17 protein-coding genes are annotated in these 17670 nt (G+C 73.7%); 12 read left to right on the top strand and 5 right to left on the bottom strand.

Annotated elements, in window-relative coordinates:
- Positions 1-117: 117 nt before the first annotated feature.
- The 6 genes from IF02_RS0112595 to efeU all read left to right on the top strand — a co-directional run bounded on the left by IF02_RS0112595 (position 118) and on the right by efeU (position 6701).
- Positions 118-1161 (top strand): heme/hemin ABC transporter substrate-binding protein, encoded by a 1044-nt coding sequence (locus IF02_RS0112595; RefSeq protein WP_030156305.1) that lies wholly within the window; start codon positions 118-120, stop codon positions 1159-1161.
- A gap of 31 nt (positions 1162-1192) precedes the next feature.
- Positions 1193-2299, top strand: a complete 1107-nt coding sequence (locus IF02_RS0112600) for a FecCD family ABC transporter permease (RefSeq protein ID WP_030156306.1) — start codon at positions 1193-1195, stop codon at positions 2297-2299.
- Between the two features lie 2 nt (positions 2300-2301).
- Complete coding sequence (locus IF02_RS0112605; RefSeq protein ID WP_030156308.1) at positions 2302-3150, top strand: heme ABC transporter ATP-binding protein; 849 nt, start codon at positions 2302-2304, stop codon at positions 3148-3150.
- A 185-nt stretch (positions 3151-3335) separates the two neighbouring features.
- Positions 3336-4484, top strand: a complete 1149-nt coding sequence (gene efeO, locus IF02_RS0112610; protein ID WP_030156310.1) for an iron uptake system protein EfeO — start codon at positions 3336-3338, stop codon at positions 4482-4484.
- Positions 4485-4504: 20 nt separating this feature from the next.
- Entirely contained in the window at positions 4505-5827 is a 1323-nt protein-coding gene (efeB, locus tag IF02_RS0112615) for an iron uptake transporter deferrochelatase/peroxidase subunit (protein WP_030156312.1), read from the top strand.
- A gap of 25 nt (positions 5828-5852) precedes the next feature.
- Positions 5853-6701 (top strand): iron uptake transporter permease EfeU, encoded by an 849-nt coding sequence (gene efeU / locus IF02_RS0112620; protein WP_051696168.1) that lies wholly within the window; start codon positions 5853-5855, stop codon positions 6699-6701.
- Between the two features lie 55 nt (positions 6702-6756).
- On the opposite strand, the gene IF02_RS0112625 is transcribed toward efeU, so the two are convergent.
- Genes IF02_RS0112625 through IF02_RS0112635 form a run of 3 tightly spaced genes read right to left on the bottom strand, consistent with a single transcriptional unit; the run spans position 6757 to position 8986 of the window.
- Positions 6757-7308, bottom strand: a complete 552-nt coding sequence (locus IF02_RS0112625) for a GNAT family N-acetyltransferase (RefSeq protein WP_234318174.1) — start codon at positions 7306-7308, stop codon at positions 6757-6759.
- 2 nt (positions 7309-7310) lie between these two features.
- Positions 7311-8168 (bottom strand): PhzF family phenazine biosynthesis protein, encoded by an 858-nt coding sequence (locus tag IF02_RS0112630; RefSeq protein ID WP_030156318.1) that lies wholly within the window; start codon positions 8166-8168, stop codon positions 7311-7313.
- Positions 8169-8224: 56 nt separating this feature from the next.
- Positions 8225-8986 carry an SDR family oxidoreductase gene (locus IF02_RS0112635; protein ID WP_030156319.1) on the bottom strand — a complete coding sequence of 254 codons (762 nt, stop codon included), beginning with the start codon at positions 8984-8986 and terminating at the stop codon, positions 8225-8227.
- Between the two features lie 108 nt (positions 8987-9094).
- On the opposite strand from IF02_RS0112635, the gene IF02_RS0112640 reads away from it, so the two are divergent.
- Together IF02_RS0112640 and IF02_RS0112645 are read left to right on the top strand one after the other, a co-directional pair.
- A complete protein-coding gene (locus tag IF02_RS0112640) occupies positions 9095-10435 on the top strand; it encodes a multidrug effflux MFS transporter (RefSeq protein WP_078622053.1) in 1341 nt (446 codons plus the stop codon).
- A 128-nt stretch (positions 10436-10563) separates the two neighbouring features.
- Positions 10564-11577, top strand: coding sequence for a small ribosomal subunit Rsm22 family protein (locus IF02_RS0112645; RefSeq protein WP_030156323.1), 1014 nt, complete (start codon positions 10564-10566; stop codon positions 11575-11577).
- Between the two features lie 27 nt (positions 11578-11604).
- On the opposite strand, the gene ddaH is transcribed toward IF02_RS0112645, so the two are convergent.
- On the bottom strand, positions 11605-12435 hold the full coding sequence (ddaH, locus tag IF02_RS0112650) for a dimethylargininase (RefSeq protein WP_420708137.1): 831 nt from the start codon (positions 12433-12435) through the stop codon (positions 11605-11607).
- A gap of 111 nt (positions 12436-12546) precedes the next feature.
- Here ddaH and IF02_RS0112655 point away from each other — a divergent pair, with 111 nt between their 5' ends.
- On the top strand, positions 12547-13164 hold the full coding sequence (locus tag IF02_RS0112655) for a TetR/AcrR family transcriptional regulator (RefSeq protein WP_030156327.1): 618 nt from the start codon (positions 12547-12549) through the stop codon (positions 13162-13164).
- A gap of 214 nt (positions 13165-13378) precedes the next feature.
- Positions 13379-14125: a bifunctional DNA primase/polymerase gene (locus tag IF02_RS0112660; protein WP_030156329.1), complete on the top strand. Its 747-nt coding sequence runs from the start codon at positions 13379-13381 to the stop codon at positions 14123-14125.
- A 25-nt stretch (positions 14126-14150) separates the two neighbouring features.
- On the opposite strand, the gene yaaA is transcribed toward IF02_RS0112660, so the two are convergent.
- Positions 14151-14951 (bottom strand): peroxide stress protein YaaA, encoded by an 801-nt coding sequence (gene yaaA / locus IF02_RS0112665; RefSeq protein ID WP_030156331.1) that lies wholly within the window; start codon positions 14949-14951, stop codon positions 14151-14153.
- Positions 14952-15053: 102 nt separating this feature from the next.
- On the opposite strand from yaaA, the gene IF02_RS0112670 reads away from it, so the two are divergent.
- Together IF02_RS0112670 and IF02_RS0112675 are read left to right on the top strand one after the other, a co-directional pair.
- Positions 15054-16499: an RNB domain-containing ribonuclease gene (locus tag IF02_RS0112670; RefSeq protein ID WP_030156333.1), complete on the top strand. Its 1446-nt coding sequence runs from the start codon at positions 15054-15056 to the stop codon at positions 16497-16499.
- Positions 16500-16660: 161 nt separating this feature from the next.
- The gene (locus IF02_RS0112675; RefSeq protein ID WP_051696170.1) at positions 16661-17584 is read left to right on the top strand and encodes an AraC family transcriptional regulator; all 924 of its coding nucleotides are present in this window, start codon (positions 16661-16663) and stop codon (positions 17582-17584) included.
- The last annotated feature ends 86 nt before the right edge of the window (positions 17585-17670 follow it).

Below are 17670 nucleotides of genomic sequence, written 5' to 3' on the forward strand. Positions count from 1 at the left end.
TCCCCTCCCAGGGCTGATTAATAAGGTTAGGCTAACCTAAGCTACCTCCAGTCAGAGAGGAACCCCCGGTTCCCCGGAACCTCAACACCCCAGCCGGACGATCAGGACGGTGCCTTCGTGCCTACGCCCGCCGCGTCAACCCGCTTCCCCCGCCGCGCCCTTGCCCTTGCGGTCACCTTCACCGCAGTGGCCGTGGCCGCCCTGACGGGATGCGCAGGCACGTCCGCCACCGGTGCCGGGCCCGGCACCGCCGCCCGCCCGGCCGCCGCGCCGGACCGGGTGGAGCCGCTCGCCCCGGCGCCGCTGCCCGCCCTCCCGGTCACCGCGGCGTCGGCGGACGGCCGCCGGGTGACCGTCACGTCCGCGGACCGGATCGTCCCGCTGAGCGGCAGCCTGAACGAGATCGTCCAGACGCTGGGCCTCGGCCCGCAGGTCATCGCCCGCGACATCACGGCCACCTTCGAACAGGCCGCGCAGCTGCCGGTGGTGACCCGGGGCCATGACGTCTCTGCGGAGAGCGTGCTGTCGCTGCGCCCGACGCTGGTGCTGGCCGAGACCACCTCCGGACCGGCCGAGGCCGTCCGCCAGATCCGCGACGCGGGCATCCCGCTGCTGGTGGTGGACCCGGCCAAGTCGCTGGAGGACGTGCCGAAACGGATCGAGGCGGTCGCCGCCGCGCTGGGCGTCAAGGACGCCGGGGCGCGGCTGAACGAGCGCACGGCCGAGCGGATCGCCGCCGCCCGCAAGGGCATCCCCGCCTCCGCGGCCTCCGGGAAGAAGCCGCGGGTGGCCTTCCTGTACCTGCGCGGCACCGCGTCCGTGTACCTGCTGGGCGGCTCCGACTCGGGCGCGGCCTCGCTGCTCGAAGCGGCCGGCGCGGTGGACACGGGCAAGGAGTCGGGGCTCGGCAAGGACTTCACCCCGATCACGAGCGAGGCGCTGGCGGCCGCCGCGCCGGACGCGATCCTGGTCATGTCCAAGGGGCTGGAGTCCGTGGGCGGTACGGACGGCCTGGTGAAGATCCCGGGCGTGGCCCAGACCCCGGCGGGGATGGACCGGCGGGTCGTCACCGTCGACGACGGGGTCCTGCTGAACTACGGCCCGCGCACCGACCAGGTGCTGAGCTCGCTGATCTCCCAGCTGTACGGAAAGAACGCGTGACGTGACGGAACAGAACACGGGCGCGGCCACCTTGCCGGGGGCCGGCCCCCGAACGCCCGCGCCCGGAACACCGACGGGGCCGGACGCGCCGTCGCAGGACGCAGCACCCGGGGCCCGGACGGGCTCCCTGCTGGCCGTGGGGCTCGTCGTCGTCCTCGCCGGGCTGGCCCTGGTCTCCGCCGGGGTCGGGGCCTACGGGATACCCGTCGGCGACGTCCTCGGCTCGGTGCAGCACCGCCTCGGGCTCGGCGGGGCCGCCCTCGACCGGGTCGGCGAGAGCGTGCTGTGGAACGTACGGCTCCCCCGGGTCGTGCTCGCGCTGCTCGTCGGCGCCAGCCTGGGCTGCGCGGGGGCCCTGATGCAGGGGGTGTTCGGGAACCCGCTCGCGGAGCCCGGAGTCATCGGGATCTCCGCGGGCGCCGCCGTCGGCGCGGTGGCCGCCATCGGGCTCGGGCTCAGCTTCTTCGGCAACTGGACGATCACCGCCTGCGCATTCGTCTCCGGGCTGGTCACCGTCGGCTCCGTCTACCTCCTCTCCCGCAACGGCGGCAGGACCGAGGTCGTCACCCTGATCCTCACCGGCATCGCCGTCAACGCCTTCGCCGGCGCCCTGATCGGCCTGTTCGTCTTCTTCGCGGACAGCGGCCAGGTCAACCAGATCACCTTCTGGCAGCTCGGCTCCCTCGCCCAGGCCACCTGGCCCAAGGTGCTCGCCGTCCTGCCCTGCGCGCTCGCCGGTCTGCTGATCGCCCCCTTCCACTCCCGCAAGCTGGACCTGCTCTCCCTCGGCGAGCGCCCCGCCCGCCACCTCGGCGTGGACGTGGAGCGGCTGCGCCTCGCGCTCATCCTCGTCGTCGCGCTGCTCACCGCGGCCGCCGTCGCCGTGGCCGGCATCATCACCTTCGTCGGGCTGCTCGTCCCGCACCTGCTGCGCATGGCGAACGGCCCCGGCCACCGCTTCCTGGTCCCGGGCAGCGCGCTGGCCGGGGCCGTGGTCCTGCTCGCGGGCGATCTGGCCGCCCGGACCATCGCCCGGCCCGCCGAGCTGCCGCTCGGGGTGCTGACCGCGCTGATCGGCAGCCCCTTCTTCTTCTGGCTGCTGCGCCGCACCCGCCGCAAGCAGGGAGGCTGGGCGTGAGCATCCCGTTCCCGCGGCGCGGCCGGCGCTGCGTCCCCGCCCGGCCGGCCCCCGGCGCCGCCTTCGCCGAAGCCGTCGGCCTGCGCGTGCGGCTCGGCGAGCGCGAGGTGCTGGCCGGGATCGACCTGACCGCCCGGGCCGGCGAGGTGCTGGCCCTGGTCGGCCCGAACGGCGCCGGCAAGTCCACGCTGCTGGCCGCCCTCTCGGCCGATCTGCCCGCGGCCGAGGGGCTCGTACGGATCGACGGGCGCCCGGTGGGCGACTGGGCGGCTGCGGATCTGGCCCTGCGCCGGTCCGTGCTCCCCCAGTCGGCCGAGATGTCCTTCCCGTTCCCGGTCGGGGACGTCGTACGGATGGGCCGCGCCCCCTGGGCCGGCACCCCGTTCGCCGACTCCGACGAGGAGGCGGTGGCCGCGGCCATGGCCGCCACGGAGCTGGCCGGCTTCGCCGCCCGCCCCTTCTCGGCGCTCTCCGGCGGCGAACGGGCCCGGGTCGCGCTGGCCCGCGTACTGGCCCAGCAGGCCCCGCTGCTGCTGCTCGACGAACCCACCGCGGCCCTGGACCTGCGCCACCAGGAGCTGGTGCTGCGGATCTGCCGGGAGCGGGCCGCGGCCGGGGACGCGGTGGTGGTCGTCCTGCACGACCTGGGGCTGGCCGCCGCGTACGCCGACCGGGCCGCCGTACTGCACGACGGGCGGATCGCGGTGGACGGACCGCCGGCCGAGGTGTTCGAGGACGGTCTGCTCAGCCGGGTCTACCGACAACCGGTGGAAGTGCTGCCCCATCCGCGGACCGGGGTTCCGCTCGTGGTCCCCGTACGGGACGACCAAGCCGGTTTTACCTCCGCTTGACCCTCTCATGGGTTGGCCCTGGAGGCCTCGTGACGGCCCCGTGTCCGGCGGCCCGTCGTGTGGGCTGAATCACTGGACGTACGGGTATGGGTCAGGTAAGCCTCGGTTAAGTTAGGTCCGCCTCACCGGCCGTCCCTCCTGATCGGGGCGGCCGTCTGCCGAACGCCAGACAGCCAGGAGCCCGCATGCGTCCCGCCCGCCTCACCGTCCTCACCGCGGTCGCCGCCGTGACCGCGCTCACCGCCGTCACCGGCTGCGCCGAGAAGAGCGGCAGCGGCGACGGGGCCGTCAAGATCGCCGCCTCCGACAGCGCGTGCGAGGTCTCCAAGACCGAGTTCCCGGCCGGCAAGGTCACCCTCGAGGTCGAGAACAAGGGCTCCAAGGTCACCGAGGTCTACGTCCTCTTCCCGGACGACCGCATCGTCGCCGAGCGCGAGAACATCGGCCCCGGCACCAAGGCCTCCATCACCGCGGAGATCAAGGCCGGCGACTACGAGATCGCCTGCAAGCCCGGCATGAAGGGCGACGGCATCCGCCAGAAGGTCAAGGCCACGGGCGGCGGCGCCGCCGAGAAGCGCAGCCCCGAGCTGGACGCCGCGGTCGCCGAGTACCGCAAGTACGTGCAGGCGCAGGCCGACGAGACCCTCCCCAAGGCGCAGGCCTTCGCGGACGCGGTCAAGGCCGGCGACCTGGAGGCCGCCAAGAAGGCGTACGCCGCCTCCCGCATCGGCTGGGAGCGCACCGAGCCGGTCGCCGAGTCCTTCGGCGACATCGACCCGAAGGTCGACGTCCGCGAGGACGGCCTGGAGGCCGGCCAGGACCCGGCGAAGGACTGGACCGGCTGGCACCGCCTGGAGAAGTCCCTGTTCGCCGACAAGAAGATCGGCGACGACGAGAAGAAGCTCGCCGACCAGCTGATGACCGACCTCACCGACTGGCAGAAGAAGGTCGGCCAGGCGGAGATCACCCCCACCTCGATGGCCAACGGTGCCAAGGAGCTGCTGGACGAGGTCGCCAGCGGCAAGGTCACCGGTGAGGAAGAGCGCTACAGCCACACCGACCTGGTCGACTTCAAGGCCAACGTCGAGGGCGCCCAGAAGGCGTACGAGCTGCTCAAGCCGGTCGCCGCGAAGAACGACCCGGCCCTGTCCGCGGAGCTGGACAAGCAGTTCGCCGCGATGAACACGCTGCTCGACAAGTACCGCGCCGACAAGAACGGCTACGACTTCACGGCGTACGACACGGTCGCCCAGGAGCAGCGCAAGGAGCTCTCGGACGCCGTCAGCGCGCTCGGGGAGCCGCTGTCGAAGCTCGCCGCAGCCGTCGCCAAGTAACGCGTATCAGGGGTACGGACATGTCTGAGGACACCAGCACCACCGACTCGGCCGCCGAGTCCGCCACGTCCGGCGAAGCCGCCGCGTCCGCCGCCGGCAGCGACGGCGCCGGCGGGCCGTCGCGCCGGTCCGTGCTCGGCTGGGGCGGTGCCGGGCTCGCGCTCGGCGCCGCCGCGGCCGGCGGCACCGTCGCCGCGCTGACCGGGAGCGACGACCCGGTGCCGGCCGCGCTCAGCGGCTCCTCCGTGCCCTTCCACGGCGCGCACCAGGCCGGCATCGCCTCCGCCGTCCAGGACCGGCTGCACTTCGCCGCGTTCGACGTGAAGACGAAGGACCGCGCCGAGCTCGTCCAGCTCCTCAAGGACTGGACGCGGGCCGCCGAGCGGATGACCGCCGGACTCCCCGTCGGCGAGGGCGCCGTCGGCGGACTCCCCGAGGCCCCGCCGGACGACACCGGCGAGGCCCTCGGCCTCAAGCCGTCCCGGCTGACGCTGACCATCGGCTTCGGCGCCTCGCTCTTCGCCAAGGACCGGTTCGGCCTGGAGGGCAGGCGCCCCGAGGCCCTGGTCGACCTGGAGCAATTCCCCGGCGACAACCTCGACCCCGCCAAGAGCGGCGGCGACCTCTGCGTGCAGGCCTGCGCGGACGACCCGCAGGTCGCGGTGCACGCGATCCGCCAGCTCGCCCGGATCGGCTTCGGCAAGACGGCGGTGCGCTGGTCGCAGCTCGGCTTCGGCAAGACCTCGTCCACCACCCCGGACGAGCAGACCCCGCGCAACATGATGGGCTTCAAGGACGGCACCCGGAACGTCGCCGGCACCGACACCGCCGCCCTCGACAAGCACGTCTGGGTCGGGGACGAGGCCAAGGACGGCTCGGCGTGGATGGCCGGCGGCTCGTACCTGGTCGCCCGCCGGATCCGCATGCACATCGAGACCTGGGACCGCACTCCGCTCCAGGAGCAGGAGGACATCTTCGGCCGCGACAAGGCCGAGGGCGCCCCGGTCGGGAAGTCGAAGGAGCGCGACGAGCCGTTCCTGAAGGCGATGAAGCCGGAGGCGCACGTCCGCCTCGCGCACCCGGACACCAACAGCGGTGCCACGATCCTGCGCCGCGGCTATTCCTTCACCGACGGTTCGGACGGTCTGGGCCGGCTCGACGCGGGCCTGTTCTTCCTGGCCTACCAGCGGGACGTCCGCAAGGGCTTCATCCCGATCCAGCGCAACCTGTCCAAGAACGACGGGCTCAACGAGTACATCCAGCACGTGAGCTCGGCCCTCTTCGCCGTCCCGCCGGGCGTCCGCGACAAGGACGACTGGTGGGGCCGGGCGCTGTTCGCGTAGTTCCGCGGACCCGAAAGGAACCTACGTGTTCAGCAACTATCTGATCGGCCTGCGCGAGGGGCTGGAGGCCAGTCTGGTCGTCTGCATCCTCATCGCGTACCTGGTGAAGACCGGGAACAAGAACAAGCTGGGACCGCTGTGGCTCGGCGTCGGCCTCGCGGCCGCGCTCAGCCTGGCCTTCGGCGCGGGGCTCGAATTCGGCACCTCGGAGCTGACGTTCCAGGCGCAGGAGGCGATCGGCGGCAGCCTGTCGATCGTCTCGGTGGGCCTGGTGACGTGGATGGTCTTCTGGATGAAGCGCACCGCGCGGCACATGAAGGCCGAACTGCAGGACAAGCTCGACGCGGCCCTCGCGATGGGCACGGGCGCCCTGGTGACGACGGCGTTCCTGGCCGTCGGCCGGGAGGGCCTGGAGACCTCGCTGTTCGTGTGGCGCTCGGTGCACGCGGCCGGCGACGGCGCTGGCCCGCTGGTGGGCGTACTGCTCGGCATCGGCTCGTCGATCCTGCTGGGCTGGCTGTTCTACCGCGGCGCACTGAAGATCAACCTGTCCAAGTTCTTCACCTGGACCGGCGGGATGCTGGTCGTGGTCGCCGCGGGCGTGCTCGCCTACGGGGTGCACGACCTCCAGGAGGCCGAGTTCCTGCCGGGCCTGATGAACAAGGCCTTCGACGTCAGCACGACCGTCCCGCCGGACAGCTGGTACGGGACCCTGCTGAAGGGCACGTTCAACTTCCAGCCGGACCCGACCTGGCTCCAGGTCGGGGTGTGGGTGGCCTACCTGGTCCCGACGCTGCTGCTGTTCTTCGGGGTCTTCGCCCGTACGGCGGTCCCGGCGCCGGCCGCGCCCGCGCGGACCGAGAGCGGCTCGTAAGACAGGGGGAAGGGGCCCGGATCGAGACGATCCGGGCCCCTTCCGCACGTCCGGGTCACCACAACCGGTCGACGAGCCCCGGGTACAGGGCGATCCGCGCACCGGAGAACGCGGCGGCATCGCCGTCCGCGCCGGGGAAGTCGGCCAGGACCTCCTTGTCGAACCCGGGTGCGTCCGTGGCCAGCGGCTGCTCGGGCGTTCCGCCGACCAGCACGGTCCCGGGCAGCCGGGTGAAGCCGGCCGCCTCGTAGAAGGGGACGAGCGGCCGGTCGCAGCTGAACAGGACGAGGTCCACGGCCGGGTCGGCGGCCAGCGCCGTGCGGGCCGCCGCCACCAGCCGCCCGCCGTACCCGCGCCCCCGCGCGGCGTCCCGGGTCACCACGGCGCTCAGCCCCGCGGCCCGGTACGTCCGCCCGCCGTGCCGGAGCGGCTTGTGCAGCAGCGCCAGCGAGGCGACCACGGTCCCCTCGTCGTCGCACAGCAGCATCACCTCGGGCGCGAGGTCCGGGTCGTGCCCGGCGCGGGACCCGGGCCAGGCCTGCGCCTCCAGGTCCGCGACCTGCTCCGCGAGCCGCGGCGGCAGCTCGGCCTCCGCGTACGTCAGCACCCTCACCCGATGCGGACCGCGTTGCCGCCCACCCGGATCCGGGCGTCGCCCGGGCGCAGTTCCACCGTCAGGACTCCGGGGCGGCCCATGTCCTGGCCCTGGTGGAGGGTGAGCACGGCGTCCTCCGCGGCCAGGCCGAGCTCGCGCGCGTACGCGCCGAAGGCGGCCGCGGCGGCTCCGGTCGCGGGGTCCTCTACGACGCCGCCGACCGGGAAGGGGTCCCGTACGTCGAACAGCGCCGGGCCCGTCCGGTGCACCAGCTGGACCGTGGTCAGCTCCAGGCGCCGCATCAGCGCCTCCAGCCGGGGGAAGTCGTACGCGAGGTCCGCGAGCCGGGCCCGGGTGGCTGCGCCGAGCACCAGGTGGCGGGCTCCGGCGTAGGCGATCCGGGGCGGGATGCCCGGGTCCAGATCGGCCTCCGGCCAGTCCAGGGCGGCCAGTGCCTCGGCGAGGTCGGCCGGGGCGACGTCCTCGACGTACGGCTCGACGCTGGTCAGCACGGCCCGCAGGCCCCCGTCGGATGCGGTGACCGAGACGGGCACCCTACCGGCCGGGGTCGCGAACACCAGCTCGCCCGGACCGATCCGCTCCGCCAGCGCCACGGAGGCGGCCACGGTGGCGTGCCCGCAGAAGGACACCTCCGCCTTGGGGCTGAAGAACCGCAGCGTGAAGGCCCGGCCCGGCTCCCCGCCGAGGCCCTGCGGCGGCGCGGTGAGGAAGGCGGTCTCGCTGTAGCCCAGGCCGGCCGCGATCTCCAGCATCCGGGCGTCGTCCAGGCCGCTCGCGTCGAGCACGACCCCGGCGGGGTTGCCTCCGGCCGGGTCCTCCGAGAAGGCGGTGTAACGCAGTACGTCAGTCATGATCACCCCAACTCCCGGTCCCACGCCCGCATTCCCGTCCGATCCCGGCCGGGGGATCAGCCGCGCCCGATGTACGGCATCGTCGTCGCCATCACCGTCGCGAACTGCACGTTCGCCTCCAGCGGCAGCTCCGCCATGTGCAGCACCGTGCGCGCCACGTCCGCCGCGTCCATCACCGGCTCCACCGCCAGCTGCCCGTTCGCCTGGAGGATCCCGGTCTGCATCCGCTCGGTCATCTCGGTGGCCGCGTTGCCGATGTCGATCTGCCCGCAGGCGATCCGGTGCGGGCGCCCGTCCAGCGAGAGCGACTTCGTCAGGCCCGTCATCGCGTGCTTGGTCGCGGTGTAGGCGATCGAGTTCGGCCGCGGCACGTGCGCGGAGATCGAGCCGTTGTTGATGATCCGGCCGCCCCGCGGGTCCTGCGCCTTCATCTGCCGGAAGGCGGCCTGCGCGCACAGGAAGGCCCCGGTCAGGTTGACGTCCACCACCTGGCGCCAGGCCTCGTACGCGAGGTCCTCCAGCGGGACCCCGCCCGGGCCGAAGGTCCCGGCGTTGTTGAAGAGGAGGTCGAGGCGCCCGTACCGCTCCCGTACCGCGGCGAACAGCGCGGCCACGTCGTCCGGATCGCTCACGTCCGCCCGTACGCACAGCACGTCCGCCCCGGGCCCGGCCGCCTTCGCCGTCTCCTCCAGCGGTTCGGTCCGGCGGCCGGCCACGGCCACCGACCAGCCGGCGGCGGCCAGGGTCAGGGCGACGGAGCGGCCGATGCCGGAGCCCGCACCGGTCACGACGGCGATCTTCTTCCCACTTGCGCTCATGGGGCCGCAGGGTACGTCACATGTCGCATCGGTCCACGGACGTTCCGATAGCTGAGAGCATGGGTCGGTCGGGGGTGTGAAAAGACGACGAAAAGACTGGAGTTCCGCATGTCGGAGAGAGGCCCCGCGACGGCCCCCTCGCACGAGCCGCCGCCCGAAACGCCCTCCGCACCGCAGACCGCTTCCGCACCGCAGACCGCTTCCACGCCGGCGGGGGCCGCTTCCGCCCCGCTCACGGCTGCCCGCCGTACCGGACTGCTCGTCACTTTCATACTCGGCGGGCTCAGTGCCCTCCCCCCGCTGTCCATGGACATGTACCTGCCGGCCCTGCCTCAGGTCACCGGCGCCCTGCACAGCCCGGCCGCCACGATCCAGCTCACCCTCACCGCCTGCCTCGCCGGCATGGCGCTGGGCCAGCTCGTCATCGGCCCGATGAGCGACAAGTGGGGCCGCCGCAGGCCCCTGCTGATGGGCATGGTCGTCTACGTCCTCGCCACCGCGATCTGCGCCCTCGCGCCGACCGCCGAACTGCTGATCGGCTTCCGGCTGCTCCAGGGCCTGGCCGGGTCGGCCGCGATCGTCATCGCGCGGGCCGTCGTACGCGACCTGTACGAAGGCGTCGAGATGGCCCGGTTCTTCTCCACGCTGATGCTGATCTCCGGCGTGGCCCCGGTCATCGCCCCGCTCATCGGCGGCCAGATCCTGCGCTTCGCCGACTGGCGCGGGGTGTTCGTCGTCCTCACCGGCGTCGGCGCCGTGCTCACCCTCGTCGTCTGGCGCAGCCTCGGCGAGACCCTGCCGCCCGAGCAGCGGCAGACCGGCGGCGTGGGCTCCGCGCTGCGGACCATGCGGGGGCTGCTGGCCGACCGCGTCTTCGCCGGGTACACGCTCGCCGGCGGCTTCGCCTTCGCCACGCTGTTCTCGTACATCTCGGCCTCGCCCTTCGTGGTGCAGGAGATCTACGGGGCCTCGCCGCAGGCCTTCAGCCTGCTGTTCGGCCTCAACTCCGTCGGCCTGATCACCGCCGGGCAGGTCAACGGCAAGCTGCTGGTCGGCCGGGTCCGCCTGGACAAGGTGCTGGGCGGCGGGCTCACCGTCATCACGGCGGCCTCGCTCTCGCTGCTGCTGATGTCCACCGGGGTGTTCGGGGAGGTCGGGCTGGTCCCGATCGCGGCGGCGCTGTTCGTGCTGATGTCGGCGATGGGCGTGGTCCTGCCGAACACCAACGCGCTGGCGCTGATGCGCACCCCGCACGCGGCCGGCTCGGCCTCGGCCCTGCTGGGCACCTCCTCCTTCCTGGTCGGGGCGATCGCCTCGCCGCTGGTCGGGATCGCCGGCGAGCACACGGCCGTGCCGATGGCCCTGGTCCAGCTGGTGTGCTCGCTGCTGGCGGTGGCCTGCTTCGCCGGCATGTGCCGGCCCTGGCAGAACCGGGACTCCGCCGTCTGATCCGGGCTTCCGGGACGCCCCAGGGGGTCGTCGAAGTGGCGTCGGCCGCCCGTGAGGCCGGCCAGACGGGACTTCGACGACACCCCCTGGCGGCGTCCCGGACCCCGCGGGCGCCGTAAACTTCGCTGGTGAACGCCTCCGCCTCCGCCTCCGTGCCCACCACCGCCGAAACGCTGCGGTCCGCGCTGGGCGGGCTGCTCGACGGGATCCCGCCGAAGCAGGCCACGGCCGCCGTCGACCGGCTGATCGCCAACTACCGCGGCCGGACCCCGACCGACGCGCCCATCCTGCGCGACCGCTCCGACGTGGCGGCGTACGCGGCGTACCGGATGCCGGCCACCTTCGAGGCCGTACGGTCCGCCCTGGACGCCCTCGCCGAGGCCGCCCCGCAGTGGTCCCCGGGCTCCCACGTGGACGTGGGCGGCGGCACGGGCGCGGCGGCCTGGGCGGTGGACGCCACCTGGGACGGCCCGCGCGACACCGCGGTCCTGGACTGGGCGGAGCCGGCGCTGGCCCTCGGCAAGGAGCTCGCGGCCTCCTCCGGTTCGCCGGTGCTGCGCGCCGCCGAGTGGCGCCGGGCCGTCATCGGGTCCGGGCTGGCGCTCCCCGAGACGGACCTCGTGACGGTGTCGTACGTACTCGGCGAGCTGACGCCGGAGGCCCGCCGGGCCGTGGTCGCCGAGGCGGCCCGCGCCGGGCAGGCCGTGGTGCTGATCGAGCCGGGCACGCCCGAGGGGTACCTGCGCATCCGCGAGGCCCGCGACCAGCTGATCGAGGCGGGGCTGAAGGTCGCGGCCCCCTGCCCGCACGACGGCACCTGCCCGATCGAGGTCGGCCAGGACTGGTGCCACTTCTCGGCGCGGGTCAGCCGGTCCTCCCTGCACCGCAAGGTCAAGGGCGGCTCCCTCCCGTACGAGGACGAGAAGTTCAGCTACGTGGCCGCGACCCGCTTCCCGGTGGAGCCGGCCCCGTCCCGGATCACGCGGAGGCCGCAGATCCGGAAGGGGCTCGTCCTGCTGGAACTGTGCGGTCCCGAGGGCGAGGGCCTGACCCGGGTCAACGTGACCAAGCGCCACGGTGACCTCTACAAGGCGGCGCGGGACGCCGACTGGGGGCAGGAGTGGCCGCCGGCCACCTCGTAGCCGCGCGGCCGCGGCGCGCGGCGGGCGCTACATCCGCAGCTCCTGGGTGCAGCACTTCACGCTGCCGCCGCCCTTGAGCAGCTCGCCCAGGTCCATCGGGACGGGCTCGAAGCCCCGCTCCCGCAGGGGCTGGAACAGTCCGGCCGCCGCCTGCGGGAGCAGCACGTTGCGGCCGTCCGAGACCGCGTTGAGGCCGAGGGCCGCCGCGTCCTCGTCGCCGGCGATCAGCGCGTCCGGGAACAGTCGCTCCAGTACGGCCCGGCTGCCGGGAGAGAACGCGGGCGGGTAGTACATGACCTCGTCGCCGTCGAGCACGCACAGCGCGGTGTCCAGGTGGTAGTAGCGCGGGTCCACCAGGTCGAGGCCGATGACCGGGCGGCCGAAGAACTCCTGGGCCTCGTCGTGCGAGAGCGGGCTGGAGCGGAAGCCCCGGCCGGCCAGGATGTAGGTGGCGGTGACGGCGAAATCGCCCTCGCCCTCGTTGACGTGGGACGGCTCGTGGACGTGCTCGAAGCCGTGGGACCGGAACCAGTCGAGGTGGATCTCGGCTTCGGCGGTGCGCTCCGGGTAGGCGAACCGGGCGCCGAGCACCCGGCCGTCGACGACGAGGGCGCCGTTGGCGGCGAAGACCATGTCGGGCAGCTCGGGGTCCGGTACGAGCGTCTCGACGGTGTGGCCGAGCGAGCGGTAGCGGTCCCGGAGGTCTTCCCACTGGGCGTGTGCGAGGGGCAGGTCCACCGGTTTCGTGGGGTCCATCCACGGGTTGATGGAGTACGTGACCTTGAAGTGTGCGGGTGGGCACATCAAGTAGCGCCGGGGTGTGGCGACTCTGCGCAAAGAAGGCTCCTCACGGCTCACGAGGGATGTCGAGAGAATCGTCTCTCCTCAAGGGAAACCGCGCAGTGAACTGATTGGGTGGTTTACGGAATGACACAAAGACGAGACGTCGCGCGTTGATAATTTGTCCGAATGAGCAGCAGATCGCCTGACGCGAAGGCCCCCGACCCCGCCCGCCGCAACGACCGCTCCCGGCGGGCCATCCTCGACGCGGCGCTCGCGCTCGTCACGGAGGTCGGCTACAACAAGCTGACCATCGAGGCCATCGCCGCCCGCGCGGGCGTCGGCAAGCAGACGATCTACCGCTGGTGGCCCTCGAAGGCGGCGGTCCTGCTGGACGCCTCGCTCGCGCTCTTCGGGGACGCGGAGGCGGAAGCCGACTGGACGGGCTTCCCGGACACCGGCGACCTCGCCGCGGACCTCAAGCGGGTGCTGCGGGTGACGGTGGACCAGTTCAACGACGAGAAGTACGCGGCCCCCACGCGCGCCCTGACCGCCGCCGGGGCGACCGACCCCGAGCTGAGCGCCCGTTTCACCGAGCGGCTGCTGGAGCCGCAGCTCGCCCTGTACGAGACGCGGTTGCGGGCGGCCCGGGAGGCCGGACAGCTCGCGCCGGACGCGGACCTGCGCCTGGCGGTGGAGATGCTGGTGGGCCCGCTGACGTACCGCTGGCTGATGCGGACGGGACCGCTGACGCACGCGTTCGCGGACGGGCTGGTGGACCGGGTACTGGGCGGGGTGGCGCGGTGACCGGGGTGTCGAAGGTCACCGAGGGCTGACGGGGCGGTGGCCGGCCGGGGACAATTGGCCGAATTTCACGGGTATGTGACGGTATTCCGCCTGCTGTTGTGCGCTCTCCGTGCACCTGTCCCCCACCCCCCGGTGGGGGAGAGCGGTCACCCGGACCCCAGGATGGTGGGACCATGTGAGGGTCTGCCGGGGAAACGGTGAGGTGAGGGGATAGATGGGGTCTGAGTCCGGCCGCGTCAAACGCGGCGAGCAGAGCAGGATTTCCCAGTGGCTGCGCCGGCGGCCCAAACCCTCCCCCGAAGATCCCGAGCGCGCACGCGAGGCCCTTCTGCTGTCCGCGGCCGCCGCGGGCCTGCCGCTCGCCCCCGCCGCCCATCCCGCCGGCTACCGATGTTCGTGCGACCGGATCGGCTGTCCCACCCCCGCACGCCACCCCCTCTCCTTCGCCTGGCAGACGCAGTCGACGACCGACCGCGCACAGATCGAACGCTGGGCACGCAACCAGCCGCAGGCGAACTTCATCACCGCGACGGGCATGGTCCACGACGTACTGGACGTCCCCCTCGAAGCCGGGGCGAGCGCGCTGGACCGCCTCCTGGCGGCCGGCGTCGAGGTCGGCCCGGTCGCCGAATCGGGCGGAACGGGCGACCAGGCCCGGATGCTCTTCTTCACCGCGACGCGCGGAACCCCCGAGGACGAGGACGAGTGGTGGCCCTGCGAACTGGACTGCCACCCCGAGACGATGGACGAACACCCGGGCCTGCGCTGGCACTGCCGCGGCAGCTACGTCCTCATCCCCCCGGCCGCGCTCCCCGGTGACCTTGCGGTGACCTGGATCCGCGGCACGGAACACCCCCTGCCGGACCCCCTCACCCTCCTCGAAACCCTGACCGACGCCTGCGCCACGTACGCGGTCGCGGCCACCGAAACCCCCTCGGCGGCCTGGCCCCTGAACCGCTGAAGGGGCCGCCCCGGCCCGGGGGCGGTCAGTGGATCTGGGTGACCACCACGTCCAGGGACCAGGCCTTGGCCGGCTTCGCGGGGGCTTCGGCCTCCACCGTGTAGCCCAGGTCGCGCAGCGTCGTGACCAGCTCGGCCGGGGTCGCGGGGACGGCCCCGGCGACGAGCAGGTCCCGTACCAGCCGACCCTTCGTGGCCTTGTTGAAGTGGCTCACCACCGACCGCTTCTCCACCCCGTCCACGACCTGCGAGTGCAGCACCCGCACCGTCGCCGTGCGCCCCGCCACCTCGCCCTTGGGCTTCCACGCCGACGCATAGGCCGAGGAGCGCAGGTCCAGGACCAGCCCGTCCCCCGCCGCGGCCGGCAGCACCGCCGCCATGGGCTCCCGCCAGTACGCCCCCAGCGCGCCCAGCCCCGGCAGCTTCACCCCCATCGAGCAGCGGTACGAGGGGATCCGGTCCGTCACCCGGACCGCGCCCCACAGGCCCGAGAACACCATCAGCGACCGCTCCGCCCGCGTCCGCGCCGCCGCCGGCAGGTCGGCCAGGCCCAGCGCGTCGTACAGGACGCCGGTGTAGATCTCCCCGGCCGGCCGGGCCACCGCGGACCGCAGCCCGGCGTTCTTCGCCACCTCGCCGCGCAGCCCCTCGCTCAGGCCGAGCACCTCGCGGGCCTTCGTCTCGTCCCCGGCGCACAGCTCGACCAGTTCCCCCAGCACGGCCGCCCGCGCCTCGGCCAGTCCCGGCAGCGACAGCGTCTCCGGCTCCAGGGGCGCGCCGGAACCGCCGACGGCCTTTCCCTCGGACGGCGGCAGCAGCACGAGCACGGTGGTTCTCCTTCAGTACGACACGGCGCAGGGGGTGCGGCCCCCGAGCCAGGGTAAACGGCTCGCCGCGCCACGGGCGCCCACCCGCAATACGCTCGACCCATGCCACGCCGTCATATGCACATGACCGGCGCAGACGGGGCTGCCCTGCGGGCCGCGCTGCGTGAACTGCGCACGGAGCTGGGCGTGCCCACGCAATTCCCGGCTCCGGTGCTCGCCGAGGCCGAGCAGGCGGTCCGCGCCCCGCGGCTCCCCGACCTCGACGCCACCGACCTCCCCCTGTTCACCATCGACCCGCCCGCCTCCCGCGACCTGGACCAGGCCATGCACCTGGCGAAGCGCGCCGGCGGCGGCGGCTACCGCGTGCACTACGCCATCGCCGACGTCGCCGCCTTCGTCACCCCCGGCGGCGCCCTCGACGCCGAGGCCCACCGCCGCGTCACCACCCTCTACTTCCCCGACGGCCGGATCCCCCTCCATCCGCCCGTCCTCTCCGAGGGCGCGGCCAGCCTGCTGCCCGGCCAGACCTGCCCGGCGCTGCTGTGGCGCTTCGACCTGGACTCCGCCGGACGCGTGGAGACCACCGAGGTCCGCCGCGCCCTGGTCCGCAGCCGGGCCAAACTGGACTACGACGGCGTCCAGCAGACCATCGACTCCCGGACCGCCGAGGAGCCCGTCGCCCTCCTCCGGGACATCGGCCGGCTCCGCGAGACCCTGGAGCAGGAACGCGGCGGGGTCTCGTTGAACGTGCCCGAGCAGGAGATCGTCGCGCAGAACGGCTCCTACACCCTCGCCTACCGGGCCCCGCTCCCCGCGGACGGCTGGAACGCCCAGATCTCCCTCATGGCCGGCATGGCCGCCGCCGAGCTGATGCTCGCCGCCGGCACCGGCGTCCTGCGCACCCTCCCCAGCGCCCCCGACGGGGCCGTCGGCCGGCTCCGGCGCACCGCCGCCGCCCTGCGGATCGACTGGCCGCACCACATGCCGTACGCCGAACTCGTCCGCTCCCTCGACCCGCACCTGCCCGCCCACGCCGCGTTCCTCCAGGAGTGCACGGCCCTGCTGCGCGGCGCGGGCTACACGGTGTTCACCGGCGGCCGGGCCCCGGACCCCCTCCTGCACGCCGCGGTGGCGGCCCCGTACGCGCACTGCACCGCCCCGCTGCGCCGGCTCGTCGACCGGTACGCGGGCGAGCTGTGCGTGGCGGCTGCGGCCGGGGTCGCGCCCCCGGAGTGGGCGACGGACGCGCTGGACGCGCTCCCGCAGCGGATGGCGGACGGGAGCAGGCTGGCCAACACCGCCGAGCGGGAGTGCGTGGACCTCGTCGAGGCGGCCCTGCTGAAGGACCACGTCGGGGAGACCTTCGAGGCGACCGTGATCGACGTCAAGGAGCACGAGCCGCTCGTGGGCACGGTCCACCTGGAGGAGCCGGCCGTCGTCGGCAGGGTCGAATCTCCGTCCGCGCGGCTGCCGCTGGGCGACCGCATCCGGGTCCGGCTGACGGAGGCCGACCCGGGCACCTCGAAGATCCTCTTCGCCCCGGCGTGAGCAACCCGGCCGTGCGCTCGCACCGCCCCTCGGCACGCCCCTCCGCACGCCCTCGGCACGCCCCCGCCCGCGACCGGGGCCCTTCGGCCCGCGCCGCCCCTGGCTCCGGAAGCCTGCGGCTGTCATCATCTGCGCACCGACACCCCGGGGAGGCAGCGGAGATGGCCCACGTCGACACGCCCGCCCGGCCGCCCGCCCAGCCCGGCGGCGCGCCCGCGAACGGGGCACGGCGGCGGCCGGCTCCCGTGCTGCGGCCCCACGTGGTCGGCTACACCGGCTTCCACACCCGCTTCCCCGCGCCCCGGCGCCGCCTGGAGCTGCCCACCGGCTTCGTCACGCTCGTCTTCACCTTCAGCGAGGGCCTCTGGGTGACCCGCACCGGCGGGCTCGCCGCCGCCCGTCCGCGCCCCGCCGCCGTCTCCCGCACCCTGATCGCCGGGCCGCGCACGGTCCCCGCGATCGGGGTGCACGCGGGTGCGGTGCACGGGCTGGAGGTGAACATGAGCCCGCTCGGCGCGTACCGGCTGTTCGGGGTGCCGATGGTGCACTTCGAGGACGGCCTCGTGGACCTCGGCGAGGTGCTCGGGCCCGTCGGCCGCCACCTGCCCGAGCGGCTGCGGTCCCTGGGCGGCTGGGACGAGCGCTTCGACCTCCTCGACTCCGTCCTCGCCGCCCGCCTCGACCGGGGCCCGGCCGTCACCCCGGGCGTGCGCGGGGCACTGGCCCGGCTGTGGACGGACAGCGGCCCGGGCTCGCTGGCGCGGGCCACCGCCGACACCGGCTGGAGCGCCCGTCACCTGCGCGCCCGTTTCCGTGAGGAGATCGGGCTGCCGCCCAAGGCGATGGCCCGGGTGTTCCGGCTCCAGCACGCGCTGCGCGCCCTCGCGGCCGGGGTGGCCCCCGCCGAGGTCGCGGCCGCCCGCGGCTACCACGACCAGGCCCACTTCAGCCGGGACGTGAAGGCCATGACGGGACTGCCGCCCGCCCGGTTCGCGGCCCTGCGCGGCGGCCTGCCGCCGTGTTCGGCGCTGGACCGGATGCCGGGCCGGATCACCAGCGTGCTGCTCCCGCCCGAGGCGGAGTGACCGACCGGCTCCCGTCGCCGTTTTCTGCAAGACAGGCCGGTTTCCGCTTGTCAGGCTCGGCCTACGACTCCTCCTCCCCCCGGAGA

This window comes from Streptomyces sp. NRRL S-244 (assembly GCF_000717915.1).
In the GTDB taxonomy this organism is placed as follows: Bacteria; Actinomycetota; Actinomycetes; order Streptomycetales; family Streptomycetaceae; genus Streptomyces.

Bases quoted from the DNA above. Each gene is read 5' to 3' on its own strand.
- efeO (WP_030156310.1), top strand. From the start codon at position 3,336: ATGCGTCCCGCCCGCCTCACCGTCCTCACCGCGGTCGCCGCCGTGACC.
- efeB (WP_030156312.1), top strand. From the start codon at position 4,505: ATGTCTGAGGACACCAGCACCACCGACTCGGCCGCCGAGTCCGCCACG.
- IF02_RS0112630 (WP_030156318.1), bottom strand. From the start codon at position 8,168: ATGACTGACGTACTGCGTTACACCGCCTTCTCGGAGGACCCGGCCGGA.
- IF02_RS0112635 (WP_030156319.1), bottom strand. From the start codon at position 8,986: ATGAGCGCAAGTGGGAAGAAGATCGCCGTCGTGACCGGTGCGGGCTCC.
- IF02_RS0112640 (WP_078622053.1), top strand. From the start codon at position 9,095: ATGTCGGAGAGAGGCCCCGCGACGGCCCCCTCGCACGAGCCGCCGCCC.
- IF02_RS0112655 (WP_030156327.1), top strand. From the start codon at position 12,547: ATGAGCAGCAGATCGCCTGACGCGAAGGCCCCCGACCCCGCCCGCCGC.
- IF02_RS0112660 (WP_030156329.1), top strand. From the start codon at position 13,379: ATGGGGTCTGAGTCCGGCCGCGTCAAACGCGGCGAGCAGAGCAGGATT.
- IF02_RS0112670 (WP_030156333.1), top strand. From the start codon at position 15,054: ATGCCACGCCGTCATATGCACATGACCGGCGCAGACGGGGCTGCCCTG.
- IF02_RS0112675 (WP_051696170.1), top strand. From the start codon at position 16,661: ATGGCCCACGTCGACACGCCCGCCCGGCCGCCCGCCCAGCCCGGCGGC.